At 38.5% G+C, this 18,721-nt stretch carries 17 protein-coding genes; 2 read left to right on the forward strand and 15 right to left on the reverse strand.

What is annotated here, in order from left to right; genetic code table 11:
- Window positions 1-125: 125 nt before the first annotated feature.
- The 4 genes from LS41612_RS13730 to LS41612_RS13745 all read right to left on the reverse strand — a co-directional run bounded on the left by LS41612_RS13730 (window position 126) and on the right by LS41612_RS13745 (window position 5,675).
- Window positions 126-2,360, reverse strand: coding sequence for a YheC/YheD family protein (locus LS41612_RS13730; RefSeq protein ID WP_024363590.1), 2,235 nt, complete (start codon window positions 2,358-2,360; stop codon window positions 126-128).
- 117 nt (window positions 2,361-2,477) lie between these two features.
- Window positions 2,478-2,909, reverse strand: a complete 432-nt coding sequence (locus LS41612_RS13735; RefSeq protein WP_024363589.1) for a hypothetical protein — start codon at window positions 2,907-2,909, stop codon at window positions 2,478-2,480.
- A gap of 293 nt (window positions 2,910-3,202) precedes the next feature.
- Complete coding sequence (opuFB, locus tag LS41612_RS13740; RefSeq protein ID WP_024363588.1) at window positions 3,203-4,717, reverse strand: osmoprotectant update ABC transporter permease/substrate-binding subunit OpuFB; 1,515 nt, start codon at window positions 4,715-4,717, stop codon at window positions 3,203-3,205.
- Window positions 4,710-5,675 carry an ABC transporter ATP-binding protein gene (locus LS41612_RS13745; RefSeq protein ID WP_024363587.1) on the reverse strand — a complete coding sequence of 322 codons (966 nt, stop codon included), beginning with the start codon at window positions 5,673-5,675 and terminating at the stop codon, window positions 4,710-4,712. The genes opuFB and LS41612_RS13745 overlap by 8 nt, the downstream gene beginning before the upstream one ends.
- A 281-nt stretch (window positions 5,676-5,956) precedes the next feature.
- Here LS41612_RS13745 and LS41612_RS13750 point away from each other — a divergent pair, with 281 nt between their 5' ends.
- Window positions 5,957-6,742: a glucosaminidase domain-containing protein gene (locus LS41612_RS13750; RefSeq protein ID WP_227665431.1), complete on the forward strand. Its 786-nt coding sequence runs from the start codon at window positions 5,957-5,959 to the stop codon at window positions 6,740-6,742.
- Between the two features lie 93 nt (window positions 6,743-6,835).
- Here the strand turns inward: LS41612_RS13750 and LS41612_RS13755 are convergent, their stop codons facing one another.
- From LS41612_RS13755 to LS41612_RS13805, 11 genes are all read right to left on the reverse strand, one after another.
- A complete protein-coding gene (locus tag LS41612_RS13755) occupies window positions 6,836-7,651 on the reverse strand; it encodes an SH3 domain-containing C40 family peptidase (RefSeq protein ID WP_024363585.1) in 816 nt (271 codons plus the stop codon).
- Entirely contained in the window at window positions 7,648-8,436 is a 789-nt protein-coding gene (locus LS41612_RS13760) for a serine hydrolase (RefSeq protein WP_233433797.1), read from the reverse strand. The genes LS41612_RS13755 and LS41612_RS13760 overlap by 4 nt, the downstream gene beginning before the upstream one ends.
- Window positions 8,437-8,440: 4 nt before the next feature.
- Window positions 8,441-9,373: a S66 peptidase family protein gene (locus tag LS41612_RS13765; RefSeq protein WP_024363583.1), complete on the reverse strand. Its 933-nt coding sequence runs from the start codon at window positions 9,371-9,373 to the stop codon at window positions 8,441-8,443.
- A complete protein-coding gene (locus LS41612_RS13770) occupies window positions 9,370-10,317 on the reverse strand; it encodes an ATP-binding cassette domain-containing protein (protein WP_024363582.1) in 948 nt (315 codons plus the stop codon). Before LS41612_RS13770 ends, LS41612_RS13765 begins: the two co-directional genes overlap by 4 nt.
- Window positions 10,307-11,362, reverse strand: a complete 1,056-nt coding sequence (locus LS41612_RS13775; RefSeq protein ID WP_282957535.1) for an ABC transporter ATP-binding protein — start codon at window positions 11,360-11,362, stop codon at window positions 10,307-10,309. The genes LS41612_RS13770 and LS41612_RS13775 overlap by 11 nt, the downstream gene beginning before the upstream one ends.
- 17 nt (window positions 11,363-11,379) lie before the next feature.
- On the reverse strand, window positions 11,380-12,354 hold the full coding sequence (locus LS41612_RS13780; protein ID WP_024363580.1) for an ABC transporter permease: 975 nt from the start codon (window positions 12,352-12,354) through the stop codon (window positions 11,380-11,382).
- Window positions 12,354-13,298, reverse strand: a complete 945-nt coding sequence (locus LS41612_RS13785; protein ID WP_024363579.1) for an ABC transporter permease — start codon at window positions 13,296-13,298, stop codon at window positions 12,354-12,356. The genes LS41612_RS13780 and LS41612_RS13785 overlap by 1 nt, the downstream gene beginning before the upstream one ends.
- 140 nt (window positions 13,299-13,438) lie before the next feature.
- A complete protein-coding gene (locus LS41612_RS13790) occupies window positions 13,439-15,265 on the reverse strand; it encodes a peptide ABC transporter substrate-binding protein (RefSeq protein ID WP_024363578.1) in 1,827 nt (608 codons plus the stop codon).
- Window positions 15,266-15,285: 20 nt separating this feature from the next.
- On the reverse strand, window positions 15,286-16,305 hold the full coding sequence (locus tag LS41612_RS13795) for a dipeptide epimerase (RefSeq protein ID WP_233433798.1): 1,020 nt from the start codon (window positions 16,303-16,305) through the stop codon (window positions 15,286-15,288).
- A 70-nt stretch (window positions 16,306-16,375) separates the two neighbouring features.
- The gene (locus tag LS41612_RS13800; RefSeq protein WP_024363577.1) at window positions 16,376-17,170 is read right to left on the reverse strand and encodes a M55 family metallopeptidase; all 795 of its coding nucleotides are present in this window, start codon (window positions 17,168-17,170) and stop codon (window positions 16,376-16,378) included.
- The gene (locus tag LS41612_RS13805; RefSeq protein WP_024363576.1) at window positions 17,167-17,901 is read right to left on the reverse strand and encodes a M15 family metallopeptidase; all 735 of its coding nucleotides are present in this window, start codon (window positions 17,899-17,901) and stop codon (window positions 17,167-17,169) included. Before LS41612_RS13805 ends, LS41612_RS13800 begins: the two co-directional genes overlap by 4 nt.
- 286 nt (window positions 17,902-18,187) lie before the next feature.
- Here LS41612_RS13805 and LS41612_RS13810 point away from each other — a divergent pair, with 286 nt between their 5' ends.
- Window positions 18,188-18,448 (forward strand): PH domain-containing protein, encoded by a 261-nt coding sequence (locus LS41612_RS13810; RefSeq protein WP_024363575.1) that lies wholly within the window; start codon window positions 18,188-18,190, stop codon window positions 18,446-18,448.
- The last annotated feature ends 273 nt before the right edge of the window (window positions 18,449-18,721 follow it).

Raw genomic sequence — 18,721 nt, forward strand, 5'->3', positions numbered from 1 at the left:
ATCCGCTTTACTATCAGCAATTTAGGCAATAGCGCGCTGGATACATCGTTTTACTTTGTTTGCGTTCACAACAATCAACCCGAGTAATTGCCCTATCCAATGGGCAACTACTCGGGTTTTCCTCGTTATGCTTTAAATGTTTGGTCTAAAAATTTAACGGTTTCAAACATATTCGTTTTACTAGCACCTTTGACAAGAATCGTGTCATGAGGTTCGATTATTTTCTCTAACAGCGCATGCAATTGATCTTTATTCGTAAAATGATAAATCTTGTTTGAATCCATGCCTTTTGCTATGGCAGCTGCTCCTATTTCTTCTGTCCTAAAGCCATAGGTAATTAAAAGATCAATGCCTTGTTCAACAATAAATTCGCCTAATTTGCGATATTCTTCTTCTCTTAAATCACCTAGCTCACGCATCTGCCCAATTATTGCCACACGCCGTTTGTTGCTAACATTTGTTAGCACATTTAGGGCTGCCCTTACGCCTTGAGGATGGGAGTGAACAGTATCATCGATGACCGTTATATGATCGCGGCAGTTATACACCGTCAACCTTCTTGGCGGCTTTTTAAAATGCAAACCTGCTTTTATTTCCTGTGGCGTAAACCCTAAATAATCTGCAACTGCGATCGCATTCAGAGCATTATAAACGTGATGTTCTCCTAAAATCGGAATAAATAATTGGATTTCCTGACCTTGCAGTTCCATCTTAAATGCCATGCCATTTTCTTTATATTGTATGTCGTATGCTCGATAGTCCGCTTCTGTGTGAATACCAGTAGTCAGGATTTTCCCTTTAAATTGATCGGTCAATAAATAGTTTGAATTGTCGTCATCTTTATTTAAAATAAGTAACCCTTGCTGATCCATACCTTGAATTAATTCTGACTTAGCTTTCGCTACTTTTCGAACATCTCCATCAAAATTCCCAACATGCGCAAGTCCAATATTTGTAACGATACTTATATTCGGTTGGATAATGCTACAGTGGTTTGTAATGATACCTGGATAAGCCATTCCATATTCGAGCACAACGGCTTGGTGAGAATCGTTGATTTCTTCTGCATGTTTTTTAGTATGTTCAGTCGTATTCCAGTAATCCTTCGACTCAAATACATTCCATTTTTTAGACAATATAGACCCTAAAAATGCCTTAGATGTGGTTTTTCCTGCACTACCAGTAATCGCAATTATTGGTTTATCGAATTTTCCATGGTTCGATTGTGCTGTTACTTCGACTTGCTTTGGTTTTGAATCTGTAGGTTTTGGTACCACTGTTTTTGTGTTTGAAGTTGCAGGTTTTGCTTTTGGTTTTTTTATCGGTTGTTGGGTTTCTGCTAAGTACTTTGCATAACGAATCGAATGGATAACAACATCTAATTCTAAGTAAAACGCCGGCGGACAACCAGGACGCCAGTTTACCTCGTAGATCCATATTTTTTGTTGCGCATCGAGCCCGACATCTATTCCAATCTCATCAATGACCTCTCCAAACTTCGTCATCTGAATGTCATCTAAATGGCGTGCCAAAGATAATGAGAAATGTTCCAACATCCGACGAATATTAAAGGCTTCTTCTTTAAACTCTTGCTCTAAAAATGGATCCAAATAATTTGTATAACCGCCATTGTTGATGTTTGGAATAATTGAGCCATGTGGTGCAATACGTGGATAAACTGTTGTCACCACCCATTTACCTTCCCCATTTTTTTGAACATGTAGACGAAAATCATAAACTTGACCCGATTTCATTTTCGATTGAATATACGGTTGCATAATAAACGTACCCGTTTCAAGAAGTTCATGGATTAATGCATTTAACTGTTGCTTTGAGTACATACGATTCTCGCTATTTTGCCGTACCTCAAAATGGTCTCCTATTTTGATAATAAAATAGATTCCTTTTCCTTTCCTGCCGTCAATCGGCTTAAATACGATTTTTTTATGGTGGGCTATATAGCTATGAAAGACATCTGTGTTTTTTACTATTTCTGTTGGAATAATGTATTTATCAAATTCTTTCGCCTCTTTAAGTCGCTCCATAACATTCCATTTATTACCGATTGAATGTGTAGTAAACGGAATCTCCTTTTTCAATCTCTCTATTATTTTTTTTGACACCGCTAATTTTTCTGGACTTCCAGCATTATAAATTACATCTGGAAAGGGCATCACTCTTTCATGCCATTGCCCATCTTCTAATACCTGCCCATTGATCGTACGATTGTCAAAGTTTACCTTTTTAGGTGTAAAGTAAAAAAATTCTACTCCTTCTGCTTTTGCAACTGCTGCATATGCATATGACTTGATAACAGTTTTAGGATCTAGACGATGATGCAACATTCCTATAATTGTCATGCGTTAATCTTCCTTTCTATAGACTCTTTCTATTAAATTCAGATTACGCAGCTTGCATATGGACAGATGCTCTAGTTCTGCAATTATTTTAGTAGTTTTATAGGTAAATCATCTATTTTACCATTTAGGCTCAATGATAAATTTCTTTTTTAATAAGTCTGGATTTAATAACTGAATAGCTGATATACTGCCTAACTCAATTGATTTTTCTGTCGATGTTCTTTCTAATCTCACAACATCAGCAATTACATTTGTTTCATTGCCTTCATAATCATAGGCTCGTAACAGCGAAATAGTGCCTCGACAACGATCTATATCAATCGCTTCTATACGAAAAAACTCTGTTTCAAACTGTTTAACTGTATCTATTAATCGTAAATGTGCTCCATTATGCGTTATTAAAAAAAAGGGAATGGTATCACTACCAATTATTTTTACAAGAAGCTGACCATAATATTTTGAATGAAAATCTGTTATGATATCCTGTAGTGCTTTTATATCGTATAGCGCTTCGCATACAAAGTGCTTTCTTCCTTTTTCAATACCCAACGTTCCCAGCCCCTTCCTATTGCGTTTTAGCAATGGCTCCTTACTCGAACGATAGCAAAATCATTATTTGACCTATCTCGTTATAATATGTCCGTTTTTAAAATATGACGACATGATTTGTAAGGGGAGCTCTAAAAAAATAACAACTTCTTACATAAAAATAAAATACTTATGAAGCCGTACGCTTTACCCGCGGAAAAGCGGGATGTACCAGCGAAATATCGCACTTTACCCGCGATTCATCGTGATTTACCCGCGAATTAACCCACTTTACCCGCGATTCATACAAATGCTTATAATAAACCTGCATTTTTCAAAAATGCCCTAGCTACATCCTCACTATTTTTCCCTTCCACGTTAACTTGATAATTCATTTCACGCATTTGCTCATCCGTGATTTGATTGGCCAGTTTCCCTAACACCTTTTCAAGCTCAGGATATTTTTCAAGTGTTTCCTTTCTTAACAATGGCGCGCCTTGATACGGGGGAAATAACTGTTGATCATCCACTAATACAGTCAAATCATATTGGCGTAATTCGCTGTCAGTTGAATAAGCATCCAATAAATCGATATTACCTGATTGGATGGCTTGATACCTTAGCTTTGGTTCCATTGTTGTAACAGAGGCAATATCAATCCCATAGCGCTTCTGAATGCCTACGTAACCATCCTCACGATCATTGAACTCCAACGTAAATCCCGCTTTAATCGACTCTTGCATCGCCTTGATATCAGAAATCGTCTGTAATTGATAAGCTTCCGCTAGTTGTTTTGAAACGGCCAAAGCATATGTGTTGTTATACTGCATTGGACTGAGCATAACCATATCAAATTTCTTCAACATACCTTCTTTTGCCTGTCGATATACTGCTACTTGATCGTTACTTACCGCTTGTTCTTTTAAAAACTCTGCGATTGCCGTACCTGTAAATTCTGGATATATATCAATGCTTCCTGATTTTAGGGCATTAAAAACAAAGGATGTCTTGCCGAGTCCAGGTTTTAATTGAACATCTAAATCTGTATCATTTTCAATCAATAATTTATACATATTAATCAGGATTTCTGGCTCTGAACCAAGTTTACCTGCAATGACGATATCTGCTTTGTTATTAAAGTTTAGGAATGGCATTGCAACCATCATCATAGCCGCAACACTAATGGCAAGTAATACCGAAACTGTTCGTTTAAAAGATAGTGATTCTAGCTTTTTCAAAAGATAATCGAACACTAATGCTAAAATGGCCGCTGGAACTGCACCTAATAGGATGAGCGAAGTATTATTACGATCAATACCAAGCAAAATAATATCGCCTAATCCTCCAGCGCCTATTAATGCAGCTAATGTAGCCGTTCCAACTATTAATACCATGGCTGTGCGAATGCCTGCCATTATAACGGGCATTGCAAGTGGCAGTTCCACCTTCACTAATCTTTTTGCTGTATTCATCCCCATTGCCATTGCCGCTTCATTTAAAGACGGATTGACTTCGTTTATGCCTGTAAATGTATTGCGTAAAATGGGCAGGAGGGCATAGACCACAAGAGCGATTATAGCAGGCGTTTTCCCAATGCCGAGTAACGGAATTAACAATCCTAACAACGCTAATGAAGGGATTGTTTGTAAGGCTGCACTAATGCCAATTATACTTTCCGCTATTTTCTTTTGATGCGTTAAGTAGATACCCAGTGGGATGGCAATGACTACTGCAAAAAATAAGGCAATAAATGATATTTGCATATGCTCTATTAACGATGCAATGAGTTGACCTTTGCGTTCATCCAACACATGTAAAAAATCAGTCATTTGCCTCACCCCGTTCCGTGGAATGGTTGGCTAAAAACTGCAACATTGATTGCCTTGTAATAACTCCAATAATTTCCTCTTCGCTTTTCACTGCCAGACACTCATAGTGCGCCAATTGTTGTAAAATGACTTGTAAAGTAGCCTGATCACCAACACTATGTATCACATAACTTTGATGTTTCGCCTCTACAAACGGTTCAATCACTTGTTGAATGGTAAACACATTCAATGCATCTTCCTTGACCCCAATAAATTTTCGAACAAAATCATTGACGGGATTTTGTATTATTTCCTTTGGTGTACCGATTTGTACTATTTCTCCATCTTTCATCACACAGATGCGATCCCCTAGTTTTAACGCTTCTTGCATATCGTGTGAAACAAAGACAATCGTTTTATTTATTGCACGTTGAAGCTCAAGCAGGTCATTTTGTAATTTTGTTCGACTAATTGGATCCAATGCACTGAATGGCTCATCCATTAATATAATTTCGGGATCTGCTGCCAATGCGCGGACAACACCAACCCGTTGTTGTTCCCCACCCGACAGTTCATTTGGCTTCCTGTCACTATATTGAGCTGGTTCTAGCCCTACCATTTCTAATAATTCATGAACTCGTTGTTGAATTTTTGTCGTTTCCCATTTTTTCATTTCAGGAACAATGGCGATATTTTCAGCTATTGTCATATGAGGGAAAAGTGCAATTTGTTGGAGCACATAGCCAATATTCCATCGTAGTTCATGAATATTATAATCACTAATTCTTTTACCGTTAATTCGTATTGTTCCTTCAGTCAATTGAATTAATCGGTTAATCATTTTTAGTAATGTCGTCTTGCCACAACCACTAGGGCCTATAATGACAAAAAACTCCCCTTTCTGTATCTCAAAATTAATGGCATTTACTGCAATTTGGTTATTATCGTATTTTTTTGTAACATTCTCAAATGCAATCATTGACTAAGCTCCTTATAAATTTGATAGATTAAATGTCCGTGTTCTTCCCACTAGTATATCTTTCCACATATTCAAACGGTTAAACTAACAATAGGACAAAGCGATTTTAATAGACTTATAGTTTCATGTACATCTTAGACGCGCTATATGAAACTTTTTCATATGAAAGTTCGTTGTATTAATTATGAATTCTAGTGAAAAACGATGCTTTTTTTTATCTAGTTGTTTTACAATATGAAAAGAGTAAGCGATTTTTTAAGAGAAAAGAAAGGAGGAAGGTGTTGCATAGATTCAACATCTATAACTACATGAGATTATTCAAAAAACTATTAATCGGAATGATTGTCATAGCGTCTGTTATCAGTATTTCCACTTATTTTTTGATTCAGCTATTGAAGCCAACCGACACTGCCGTTCAAAAATATGTAGATGAAGGCCCAAGTGTGGAAGAATTTATTGGCTCTATTGCAGAAACAGCACGACAACTCGGTGCTGAAAATGACTTATATGCATCTGTCATGATTGCGCAAGCCATTTTAGAAAGTAAGCATGGGCAAAGTGGTCTTAGTTCCACTCCTAACAACAATTTATTTGGTATGAAAGGCAAATTTCAAAATGATTCCGTGACACTTGAAACAGTTGAGGATGATGGCTCTGGTAATCTGACAACAGTGATGGCTGAATTCCGCAAATATCCTTCCTACGAAGAATCCATGAAGGATTATGTCCAATTACTCCGCAATGGTGTATCTTGGAACAAAAATTTTTATACAGGTGTCTTTAAAAGCAACACAACATCCTATGCAGATGCGACAAAATTTTTAACAGGCTCTTACGCAACAGATTCAACTTACAATGAAAAGTTAAATAGTCTAATTGCGAAGTACGACTTACAACAATACGACAGCCCTGTAAAAAATAAAAAAACCATTACAGTTGCGGATGGTGACTCGCTGATGCATATCGCACAGACGCATAATGTTAAAGTAACATCCATTAAACAATGGAATCAATTACGTTCAGATAATATTGAAGCTGGACAACAGTTAAATATTTATCAATATTAGGGTAAACATACACAAGGCGAGGTATTCGACGATGCAACTACCGTCAAATGCCTCGTTTTTTTGCATCCATTTTTCTTCAAGTATTACATACATTTAAAACAAGCTTCCAATTGCGGTAATAGTCGTTGCTAAATCTTGGCGATATAACGGATGTTGTTCATCAAGGCTATTGACATTGACCTCATTGCCACCAAGTGAGGCATGAACATAAAGAGTCTGCCCTAGATACAGTGCTACATGCCCTGGGAAAAATAGCAAATCTCCTTTTTGCATACGATCAATTGTTATCTCCTTAATTGGAAAACCTTCTACAATTCTAGCATCTCGGAAAATAATTACGCCATTTAGCAGATAAGCCATCGAACATAAGCCTGAACAATCTATGCCTAGCGGTGACTTACCTCCCCAACGATACGGTGTGGCTATATAGCTTAGTGCTGTTTGTACAACATTTTCTCGAAACGCATGCTCTTCAAAAGTATGTTCAGCAATTTTAGGATGCAACCATTGTGAACGTAAATAGCCAATTTCGCCCGTCGCTAATTGAACGGCAGTCCATGGCGTGTTTGATGTCGTGTCTGAATCTACATTGTATAAAATAGAACCTTTTACCAATGTGATGATTTTGGTGCTTTGTATTTTCGGTTCTTGTAAAACATCTGCGAAACGCTGTCCAATAACATGTTGAGCCTTTTGAATCCAAGTATTTGTAATCGCATCATCGAAAAGGACATGCTTTCGCTGACAATAACCTTCATAGCGATAGGCAGTGCGAACATACAGCCAATCATTTTCTAATTCTTCTATAATTTGAACAGGCATACCGTAAAGTATTTCATCAACAAGCTCAGCATGACGATTGGGTTCAGCATAAAGATTAGCCATCATAGCAATGACAATTGCGTTCATGTTGTCTCTCCTTTCACTCCTATCATCTTGTCATAGACTACCTTTGAAAGACGACCGATTAATTGTCGAGCGACATCATTTTGCTTGACCTCTGAGATAAAAACGCCAATACCATAATCTTGTACGTGACTGTAAACAATGCCAACATCATGGTCAACGGTATCAAGACCACCTGTTTTATGGGCGATTGTCACATCATCGACGATGTAACGGCGCAAGCATTCATGAAAACGCTGACGACACAAGATATCAATAGCAAGCTGGCTTAACACTGGAGATAGCAGATTTTGCCTATAAATTTGGCTAAATAGATGCGCCATATCGCGCGCTGTTGTTATATTATCAATGCCTTTTGCAAGTCGCTCAAAGTCCATCATTTTTCTTTGTAATTGCGTATGGGTCAGTCCGATTTTATGAAAGTACTTATTTAGCGCTTCCATACCGATTACATCAATTAACACATTTGTCGCAGTATTATCACTTGTCGTAATCATCCAAACGCACAGTTCATAGATTGTACAGGATGTTACTCGCTGTTCACTAATCACACTAAAATCAACCCAATCGCTAGGGCTAATGGCTATTACTTGATTGATAGGTATATCGCATACATCTATATAATCGAAAACAGCAATGAGTATAGGCACTTTAATTAAGCTAGCACTGGAAAAAGCTTCATCTAGACGCTCGTTGATAACAAAGTCATTTGTCTTAAAATCTTTTACAAACATATGCACTTTATATGGAGCTTCCTGTATAATACGTTGAATCGTTGGCTGCATCATGCACCTACCCTACCACTGTAATGTTTTGCGTTTCCGCATCTATGGTTACGATACGACCTAAAGGCAGTGACATCGTTGGTAAACAGTGACCACAAGCAAGATTTGATAAAATAGGTTTCTTCAAAGGTGTTAAGATTTCCTTAAAAATGGTGTTTAAGGATAAGCTCTGTTCTGGCTGCTTCGGGTTTTCAGGCCCGCAATTTGTCCATGCCCCTAATAGTAAACCTACTGCATCATCAAGCTTCCCAGCTAATTTTAACTGTGTCAGCATGCGATCTATACGCTGCTCACTCTCATCTATATCTTCTAAAAATAAAATTTTACCTTTTGTATCAATTTCATATGGCGTGCCAAGTGACGCTGTAATCAATGTTAAATTGCCCCCAACGAGTTGACCTGTTGCAGTCCCTGTTAGGAGTGTAGTCATTGGTTGCTGTGGAGGATTTTCCAACAGAAACGGCATGGTATCTGTTGCCATCACACAATTCAAAAATGAATTCCATGTATAATGATCCATATTTTGTTGAATAAATTCTGTTGAAGGCATTGGTGTATGATACGTCACTAAATTACATTTTTGATTAAAGGCGATATGTAGTGCAGTCACATCGCTATAGCCTGCGAATACTTTGGGATTTGCTTGTATCATCTCATAATCTAGTCTTGGTAAAATTTTCGTTGCCCCATATCCTCCACGAATACAAAAAATGCCGTTCACATGGGGATTGCGGAACATTTCATTGACATCATATGCGCGCAGTTCGTCTGAACCAGCTAAATATCCATGTCTAACACGACATGTTTCCCCCACAATGACGTTAAAACCAAGTTTCTCAATACTAGCAATGGCGGGAGCTAGCTTTTCTGGTGGTGTAGCACCAGAAGCACTAAGTAGACCAATCGTATCCCCTTTTAGCAAAGCTTTAGGCACAATCATTCGCTCACCTCTACTTTTCGTAATGTACGATAATTGGCTATTTCCTCTTCATTAGCTAAAACATAATGCCCTTCTTCTATTTCTGTAAATGAAGGAGGCGCTAGCTCATATTGATGCTGTAACGGGTTGTAAATTTCTACGACCTTTTCTCGCTCCTTATACGGATTGGGTTCTGGCACTGCTGATAACAATGCTCTTGTGTACGGGTGAATTGGATTAGAAAAAAGTTTTTCGGTCTCTGCTAACTCCACAATTTTGCCTTTATAAATGACTGCCGTACGGTCTGTAATAAATCGAACAATTGATAAATCATGGGCAATAAATAAATAGGTTAAGTTGTTTCGTTGTTGAATCGTCGATAATAAATTGAGCACTTGCGCTCGTATCGATACGTCGAGGGCTGAAATTGGTTCATCCGCAATAATAAACTCTGGCTCCATTACTAATGCACGTGCAATGCCAATCCGTTGACGCTGACCGCCAGAAAATTCATGCGGAAAGCGACTCGCGAACTCGGGTAATAAGCCAACATCTAAAAGTGCGTTTTGTACTTTTTGCTGACGCTCCGCTTCATCTTTAAAGTTTTTCGTATTAATCAGACCTTCCGATATAATATAATCCACCTTTGCCCGTTCATTAAGTGAAGCCATCGGGTCTTGAAAAATCATTTGGATTTTTTGCGTTATTTGTTTGTCCCAATCCTTCGAGATTTTACCGTTAATGTTCTTTCCACGGTACAATATTTGACCACTCGTTACTTCATTGATGCGCATTATAGCGCGGCCAATAGTCGTTTTACCAGAGCCCGATTCGCCAACTAATCCGAATGTTTCACCTTTATAAATATGAAAGCTGACATCATCGATTGCCACAAATTTATGTTTGCCTTTACCAAACACAATGTGCAAATTTTTCACTTCTAATAATACTTCTTTATCGCTCATTGGCGTACTGCCTCCCTTCTTCAAAAAAAGCTTGTAACGCTGCTGGAGGCTCCACTTTGGGCGCACGGGGATCCAACAGCCAAGTGCGCGCGAAATGTGTATCGCTTACTTGAAAAAATGGCGGACGTACTTCGTAATCAATTTTTAAAGCAAATGGATTGCGCGGGGCAAACGCATCACCTTTAATTTTTTTAAAAAGATTGGGTGGCGTCCCCTTAATCGAATAAAGCGGTTGCCCTTTTAACCCAAGTTGTGGTAGTGACGAAAGAAGCGCCCATGTATACGGATGTTTTCCATTAAAAAACACTTCATGTGTACGACCAACTTCGAGTATGTCCCCTGCATACATGACCGCGATACGGTCCGCAACTTTTGCTACAACGCCTAAATCATGTGTAATATAAACGATTGTTAAGCTATATTTTTGCTGAAGGCTTTTTAGAAGTTGCAAAATTTGTGCTTGTATAGTTACGTCCAATGCGGTTGTTGGCTCATCACAAATTAAAATTTTCGGTTTACACGCGAGCGCAATAGCAATCACAATTCGTTGCCGCATGCCTCCTGAAAATTCATGAGGGTATTGCTTGTAGCGTTTCTCTACATCACCAATACCGACGTCGGTTAATAATTTAAGTGTTTCAGTATAAGCTGCTTTGCCCTTGAGCCCTTGGTGTAACACCACGCATTCCTCAATTTGTTTGCCAATCGTTTTCAATGGATTCAATGATGTCATCGGATCTTGTGTAACGATTGCGATTTCTTTTCCTCGAATAGTTAACCATTGTTGTTCTGTGTTAAATAGCGCTAAATCCATACCATTGTATATAATTTGACCTTGGGCAATCGAACCATTTTTATCGAGCAAGCCCATAATTGATTTCATTAGAACGGATTTTCCTGAACCTGATTCACCAACAATGGCTAGACTTTCTCCTTTATATAAATCAAGAGAGATTCCCCTAATAGCTGTTAGTACTTGCCCTCGTAGTGTAAATGTAATGACTAAGTTTTCAATCGTTAAAATACGGGAATTTATTTGCTTCACAAACAATCATCTCCCTTCTATACATGATTTTTTGGATCTGCTGCATCTGCAAATGCATTCCCAATAATATAAAATGCTATCGTAATAATACTTAGTACAATACTTGGGAAAATTAACTGATACCTAAAATCAGGTGACATCATCAAGACACGCCCTTCATTAATTAAATTCCCTAATGATGGTTCACTAATTGGTAGCCCTAAACCGATATATGTTAAAAACACTTCTGCGCCAATCGCAAACGGAATCGCTAAACTCATGCGAAGCATAATAACTGAGATTAAGTAAGGTAATAAATTTTTTACAATAATTCGATAATCTGATGTCCCCAAACATTTCGATGCTAAATTGTATTCCCGATCTCGTAAAATTACGATTTGATTTCGAATAAAGCGCGCCATTTCTACCCACCCCGTAATGCACATAGCAATGATTATGGTAGAAATGCTCGGACGTAAAATATAAGACATTAAAATAAGGACAATTGTTGTCGGGATATTATCTACAACGTTATAAAGCTGTGTAATCGGCATTTCTAGCTTACGAGAAAAGCCCCACAGTGTTCCGATTGTAATGCCGATAAACGCTTCCACCAATGCGACCACACAGCCAATCATTAACGAGGTCCTTGTGCCAGCCCAAATTCGGGACCATAAATCTTGTCCAATGGAGTTTGTACCAAACCAAAACTCGGCATTGGGGGCAATATTGCGTGCCTGTAATCCCGTTTGGTCATCGAGATAGATTTCGGTCGGAGATTTTTGTGCTGGCAAATACGGCTGAAAAATGGTGAACGCCACAATAATGCAAACCATTACTAATAAGAAAACAGCCACTCGATTTTTTAAAAATGATTTCCAAGTGGAGCGCCAATAAGAATAATTGGAGTAGGCGGTGTCTTCTGCCTGACCATCAGTCGCTTCTACAAAGTCAAATAGTTGTGCACGAGACTTGTCTGATATATGATCGATTTCCTCTGTATACATGCTCATTAGCGCACACTCTCCCCTTTACCTAATTTAATCCGTGGGTCCACGAGCGCCATCGCAATATCACCTAAAATTAAGCCAATAATGCCAAGTGATGAAAAAACTAGTACTAAACCTTGTACAATCGTATTATCCTGTCGTTGAATAGCATCCACGAGTAATCCACCCATCCCTGGAATAGAATATAAAGATTCGATATAAATGGAGCCTGTAATCGTAAAAAGAATCGTCGCTGGCAAATATTGTGCCATTGGAATAAAAGCATTGCGTAATACATGACTAAACATTAAGGTACGCTCTTTCACGCCTTTCGCACGTGCAAGCTTAATGTAATCTTTGTTTAATTCATCTACCATGTACCGGCGCATCCACATCGCATAGGAAGCAGTCGGTGCTAATGCCATCGAAGTAAGCGGTAATAGCCAGGTGATTGGCTTATATTCATCAAACAACATCGGCAAACGGAAAATATCTGTAATATACATTTGAATAACTAAGTAATACACTGCTGCTGGTACTGCAACGACAAAAACTATATAGCCAGTTCCTAACCGATCCAGCCAGCGCCCCTTCATTTGTGCCATTAATATTCCGAGCGGTACACCGATTAACAGCGATATGCCAACTGCTCCTAACCCAAAGAACAATGAATACATGATTTTATCTGCAAGTATTGTCACAACAGGCACATCCGTACGATATGTAACGGATTTGCCTAAATCACCTTGCAATAAATCCGTATAAAAATTCCCCAATTGAACAAGCAATGGATCACGTAATCCTAAATTCGTTAAATACACTTCTTTTTGTGCGGGTGACATTTTCTCTGCCGCTGCCCCTAAGTAGCCTTCTTCTGGCATTAATCGTAGTAATGAGAACACAATTGTGATAATAATAAATAGCGTAACAATGGATTGTAACAAGCGCTTTCCTACATACCAAAGCATTTAAGCATCCTCCCTCCAGTAAAACTGTTACAAAAGCAGGAAGGAGATGCCGAATCAGCATTTTCGGTCATCTCCTCGATATTAAAAAATCACCACTATACGCCTACGGATTGCATTTTGGCAATGATTATTCCTTTCTTTTATTTGGCTGCGTTCGCCAATGCATCCACACGTTCTTGCTCCCACTGTGCCAATGCTTTCTTAAAGTCATCATTACTCATTGGCTTTGCTAACACTTGCTGTCCTTTAAACTTCTCTGCTGTCACACCAAATGGTGAGTACTGGGCTTCAAATGGATTTAATTTTGAAGCAACATAACCGCTACCACCTACAGAGTATGGAATAACAAAGGCCTCTTCAATTAAGAAAGCTTCTGCTTGAGCAAAAAGGTTATAACGCTCGGCCGTATCGATTGTCGCTTTCGCCTTTTCTAATAAATTTAAGTAAACAGTTTGACCATTTGCTTCCTTATAGCCTTCAGCTAATTCTGGCTTATTGTAAGTACCATCCACACTAAATGGTTCTGTATACGTTGACGGGTCTGCATAATCTGGCCCCCAGTTCGCTTCTAGTAATGCAAATTTACCAGGGCGTCGAACTTCTGATAAGAAACCTGTCGAAGGACCTGCTTCAACGATAATATCCACATAGTCAGTACCTAATAATTTTTCGACTTGTTGTTCAATGACTTGGGTACGATTGGCCCAGTCAGGCATTCCGGCGTTATATGGCATTAATACCTTTACTGGGAAAGTCGCTTTCCCTTCTAATGCCGCCTTCGCTTTGTCCCTATACTGTAAAGCTAAATCTTTATTAAAAGAATCATTGTTTGTAATCGCCGCTAATGAATCAAGTTGTGTATAGTCGACTCCTTCAACATCAACAAAGTTTTTCGGTGTGATCGTATTGCTTAGTAAATCTTGAGGGTTGAATGGTTCCACCGTTAGCATCGCTGATACACGATCAAGCCCATGGAAAAGCGATTTTCTGAAATCTTTATTATTAACGGCAATCTTCCAGTTTTCAGGTTCATATTCCGCAGCGAATTGCGGGTCAAAGTTTAGGGCATAAAAATACGAATAAAAATTATTTTGCGTTTGACGTACTTGGGATTTTTTCTTATCATCCTTCAGCCATTCGTCAATGATCGAAGTAGGAATCGTTGCTGTGTCGATTTCGCCCCGTAAAAATAGTTCGGGCGCAACGGTTGCTGCTTCTTTGTTATATTTATACCGAATGCGATCAATCAGCACGTTGTCTTTATCCCAATACGTATCATTTTTTACAAGAACACGCTCATTTTGAGGTTCGAATTTGTCTAATAGATAGGCACCGTTATACAAGAAATTTTCATGTGTAGTTCCAAATTGCTCGCCCTTTTCCGTTAAAAACTTCCCATTTACAGGGAAGAAACATACATAGTTCAACATCGACAGAAAATAAGGTGTAGGAGCCTCTAGCGTGTATTCAACCGTATGTTGATCGATTGCTTTGATGCCCACTTTTGAAAAATCAGTTAGCTCACCGTTATAAAACGCCTCACCATTTTTAACTACCATGGCACTCCAGACGGTCGAAGATTCATTTTTTGCATCGAGCACATACTGCAAACCATCCACAAAGTCTTGTGCCACTAAATCTGCATATTCCTTTCCATTATGGGTAACCCATTTTACATCATCACGTAGCTTAAATATCCAAACAGTCGCATCTTCATTTGACGACCATTCTTTCGCTAAGCCTGGTTGCACAATCCCATACTTATCATATTCAATGAGGCCATCCACTAAATTGGCAGCTACAGCAAATTCATTTGTTTCAGAGGTTTTTAAATAGTTTAATGTTTTAATCTCACCTGAATAAACGACCCGATACTCTGATTTTTTCTCGTCAGAAGAATCATTACTACAGGCTGCACAAAGAAAGACGACTAGACATACTAAAAGAAACCATTTCCTTTTCCTCATAAGCATCCCCCTACGTATTTTTATCTTGAAAATCCTATTCCATTTGCATCCGTCATTGTGATTCGATCATTGTTAAAAATAGGACCACCTGCATTAGGATCTTTCAAACATAAACTTGGTCCGTCTAAATCTATCATTGTGATATTTTTTTGTGATGCAGCAAAATGTGCAGCCGCACTCACACTAATTTTTGTTTCAAGCATGCAGCCCATCATACAAGCAATGCCATGCGCTTCTGCAATATGGCAAATCTTTTGCGCATGAAAAATGCCACCTGTTTTCATTAATTTAATATTGAGGAAATCAGCAGCACGTCGTTCGATAATAGTGAGGGCATCTTTTGCCGAAAAGACACTTTCATCAGCCAATATATTTGTCAACGTATTGGCTGTTACATATTGCATACCCGTTAAATCAGCATAGTGCACAGGCTGTTCCACTAATTCGATATTGCTATTTGCATCTTCAAGTGCACGAATTATCCGAACCGCTTCTTTTGGCGTCCACCCTTGATTGGCATCTACACGTAATGTAATGGCTTTGCCTACTGCATCCCGTATAGCCGTCACGCGCTGGACATCTGTCGCTGGATCCTTGCCAACCTTGACCTTCAATATTTGAAAGCCACGTTCCACCGCTGATAGGCTATCTTTTATCATGTCCGCTACGCTATTCACGCTAATTGTAATATCTGTTGTTAATGCCTTGCGATAGCCCCCTAATAATTTATACAATGGCGTCTTGTGATGCTGTGCCAATAAATCATAAAGCGCCATATCTACCGCCGCTTTCGCACTCGTATTTTGATAAATACTGTTGTCCATTCGCTCCATCACAACGGCTATTTCTTGTAAATCCATACCTACTATGGCCGGCTTAATATAGTGTTCAATAGCATCTCTAATCGAACCTAAAGTTTCCCCTGTAATAACAGCAGTTGGCGCAGCCTCACCTATGCCAATTTGTCCGTGCTCACTATGAACGTAAACGGCAATATTTTCAATGCTACGCACGGTTCTTAATGCTGTTTTAAATGGCACAATAAGGGGGGGCTTCTACCGTTGCAACAACAATATCTTTAATCTTCATGCATTCACCTACAGTCTATTCTTAAGTTAAGAACTGTAAAATTCGAAGTACTTCAAAATAATCATCCGTGACAAATTCAACCGTGTTGTGGGGCTTAAACGTTGCATTTGGATAAAAGGAATTGCGGTAAGCGCGTGTATGGTCACGGTAAATTATTTCCACTATAAATCGCTGAGGCAATGTCACTTGTAAGTCATCTCGGGAGACCTTCATAGAGGCTTCCACAAGTCGTTTCGTTTCAGCAATTGCCAATTGAGGACTGACACTTATTGTGGCATTCCCCACCCCTTCCTTGGTAGCAAATGTCACAATATTGCGATTGAAGGATTGAATTTCTTCTGTTAGTCCAACATCTCCACTAACAAATGAAACAGGAACACCATGTAAAGCAGCGGCATACGTATTGATAAGAAACTCACTTGCGTATTCACCATTGATTTTAATATCAGCAGTAACACATAGCGTGTGTGCTAATGGATTACGTTCACTGCCTCCTTTACTGTGATAGCCGATGAAAATAGCACGATCAAAACTACTTTCAAGTCCGGTTACCATACACATCGGATCATATGTCCATCCGCGAATGACCTTACAATTAACTGGCAAATTCGAAATATCAAGATTACGAGCTGAATCATGCGCATCCTTTAGTAAAATTTCCGTGGCGCCTCCTAAAATGGCACCTTCAATTGCTGCCTCCACTTCCTTCGTCATCTGCTTTTGAAAAAAATAATAGTCAGGCGCATTCAGTTCCGTTTCACTCCAAGATGTTGTGCCTGTAATGCCTTCAATATCTGCACTAATATAGACTTTCATAAATATCGATACTCCTTTATCAAATTGTCATCAATCTGTGCCTCTATTGCACCGTAAAAAGCATGTTTGGCATTTATCCTTCTTGCCCAAGCTATATTGTGAAAATCATAATGCCACCATTCCTCAGCATAATTCGTAAAGCCAACTGCCGTCATACAGTGATACAAAAGACGCCGATGAACACAGGCTTCCTTATTTTCATTAGGATGCTGTTCAAAATAACGTGTCGCTGATTTCTCACTAAGCTCATCAAATGCTGTCCCAAGATTTAACGCTTTCCCTTTACTATTAGCGAGCGTTAAATCAATGGCACCTCCCGTTAAATGTGGTAGTAGATGCTCTTGCCCCTCCCTTGGAAAAGCGACAAATTTTAATGTCTTGTTAAAAATTTCTTCTTTTGTGAAGTTTGGGTGTTGGTCTTTGATTTGCGCAGCAAAATGTGTAAATAAATATTGTTGCACTTGTAGCGGTCGGTACCCGTCATAGACAATGAAACTATAGTTTTCAGGTAATAGTAATAAAGCTTGTTGTAATCGTTCATATACTGCTTGGCGCAAGTAAATGGATTGTAAGCTACTAGCAATTTGTTGCTTATAGTACACGGGCTGGGTAAAGATTCTTGGGTGTAGGTGGTCAATGTTCATCAATGGCTCACAACTGTTAAGCACAATAGGATTGGATGGATTTGTCGGTGTCTTGTGTGCAATTGGCAGCAATAATTTTTCATGCATTCGCATCACCTTTTATCGTAAAGAATGTTAAATTGTTAGATAATTCAGTATTTTCATTGAATATTAACACACCGCTTCATAGTTGACTAGATAAAAAAACAATAATTACATAATAATGGTTATTATCTAATCGTTATACAAAATTTGCTATGCAGCGCTTAAACACTACAATATATGGTCGAAACATTTATTTTTTTATACGACTTTAGCGATTAAGTAAACTTTAAAAATAGACATGATTGCCCAAATACCTTAATGAAAGGGAAGTTTTTATGGAGGTGATACCATGGTAATTATTAAGAACAATATGGTTCAATACTCGCTACAAAATCGAACTGATACACTCCAAATACCGTATGGGCTTATTAAAATGAAATCCAATCGGCATACAACGAATCCTTTTGTGGCACCATCACTTTCCGTTCATCACATAGAAATTAATTACGAAAAATATAAAACCATTCAGATTTCCCCCAAAAATAGACAGGCATTTGTAGAAGCGTTGCAACAAAAGAACCCATCCATTCACCTTGATAATTGCATCTAGAATTGTGGCATGCGTCTGAGCTCTTCATTGAACTTTTTCTTTTTCTGGACGTAAACCTGGTTTCATTGTCTTGAAATAAGTGCAATCTGCTCTGATTTTGTTTTTCATTCTACAGTAGCATTGCCCTTACACATTATGCTAGGAATGTTAGGTAAAGAATGTACCTCTTGAAGCAACATAAAGGTGTCCTCTATCCAGTTACCCGACTTTCTAGTTAGTAAAATAGTACCGCTTGGATAGCATAAGAGTTGATGTATGTATTAGATGATTATC

The sequence above is a fragment of the Lysinibacillus sphaericus genome, from assembly GCF_002982115.1.
GTDB classification, from domain to species: domain Bacteria; phylum Bacillota; class Bacilli; order Bacillales_A; family Planococcaceae; genus Lysinibacillus; species Lysinibacillus sphaericus.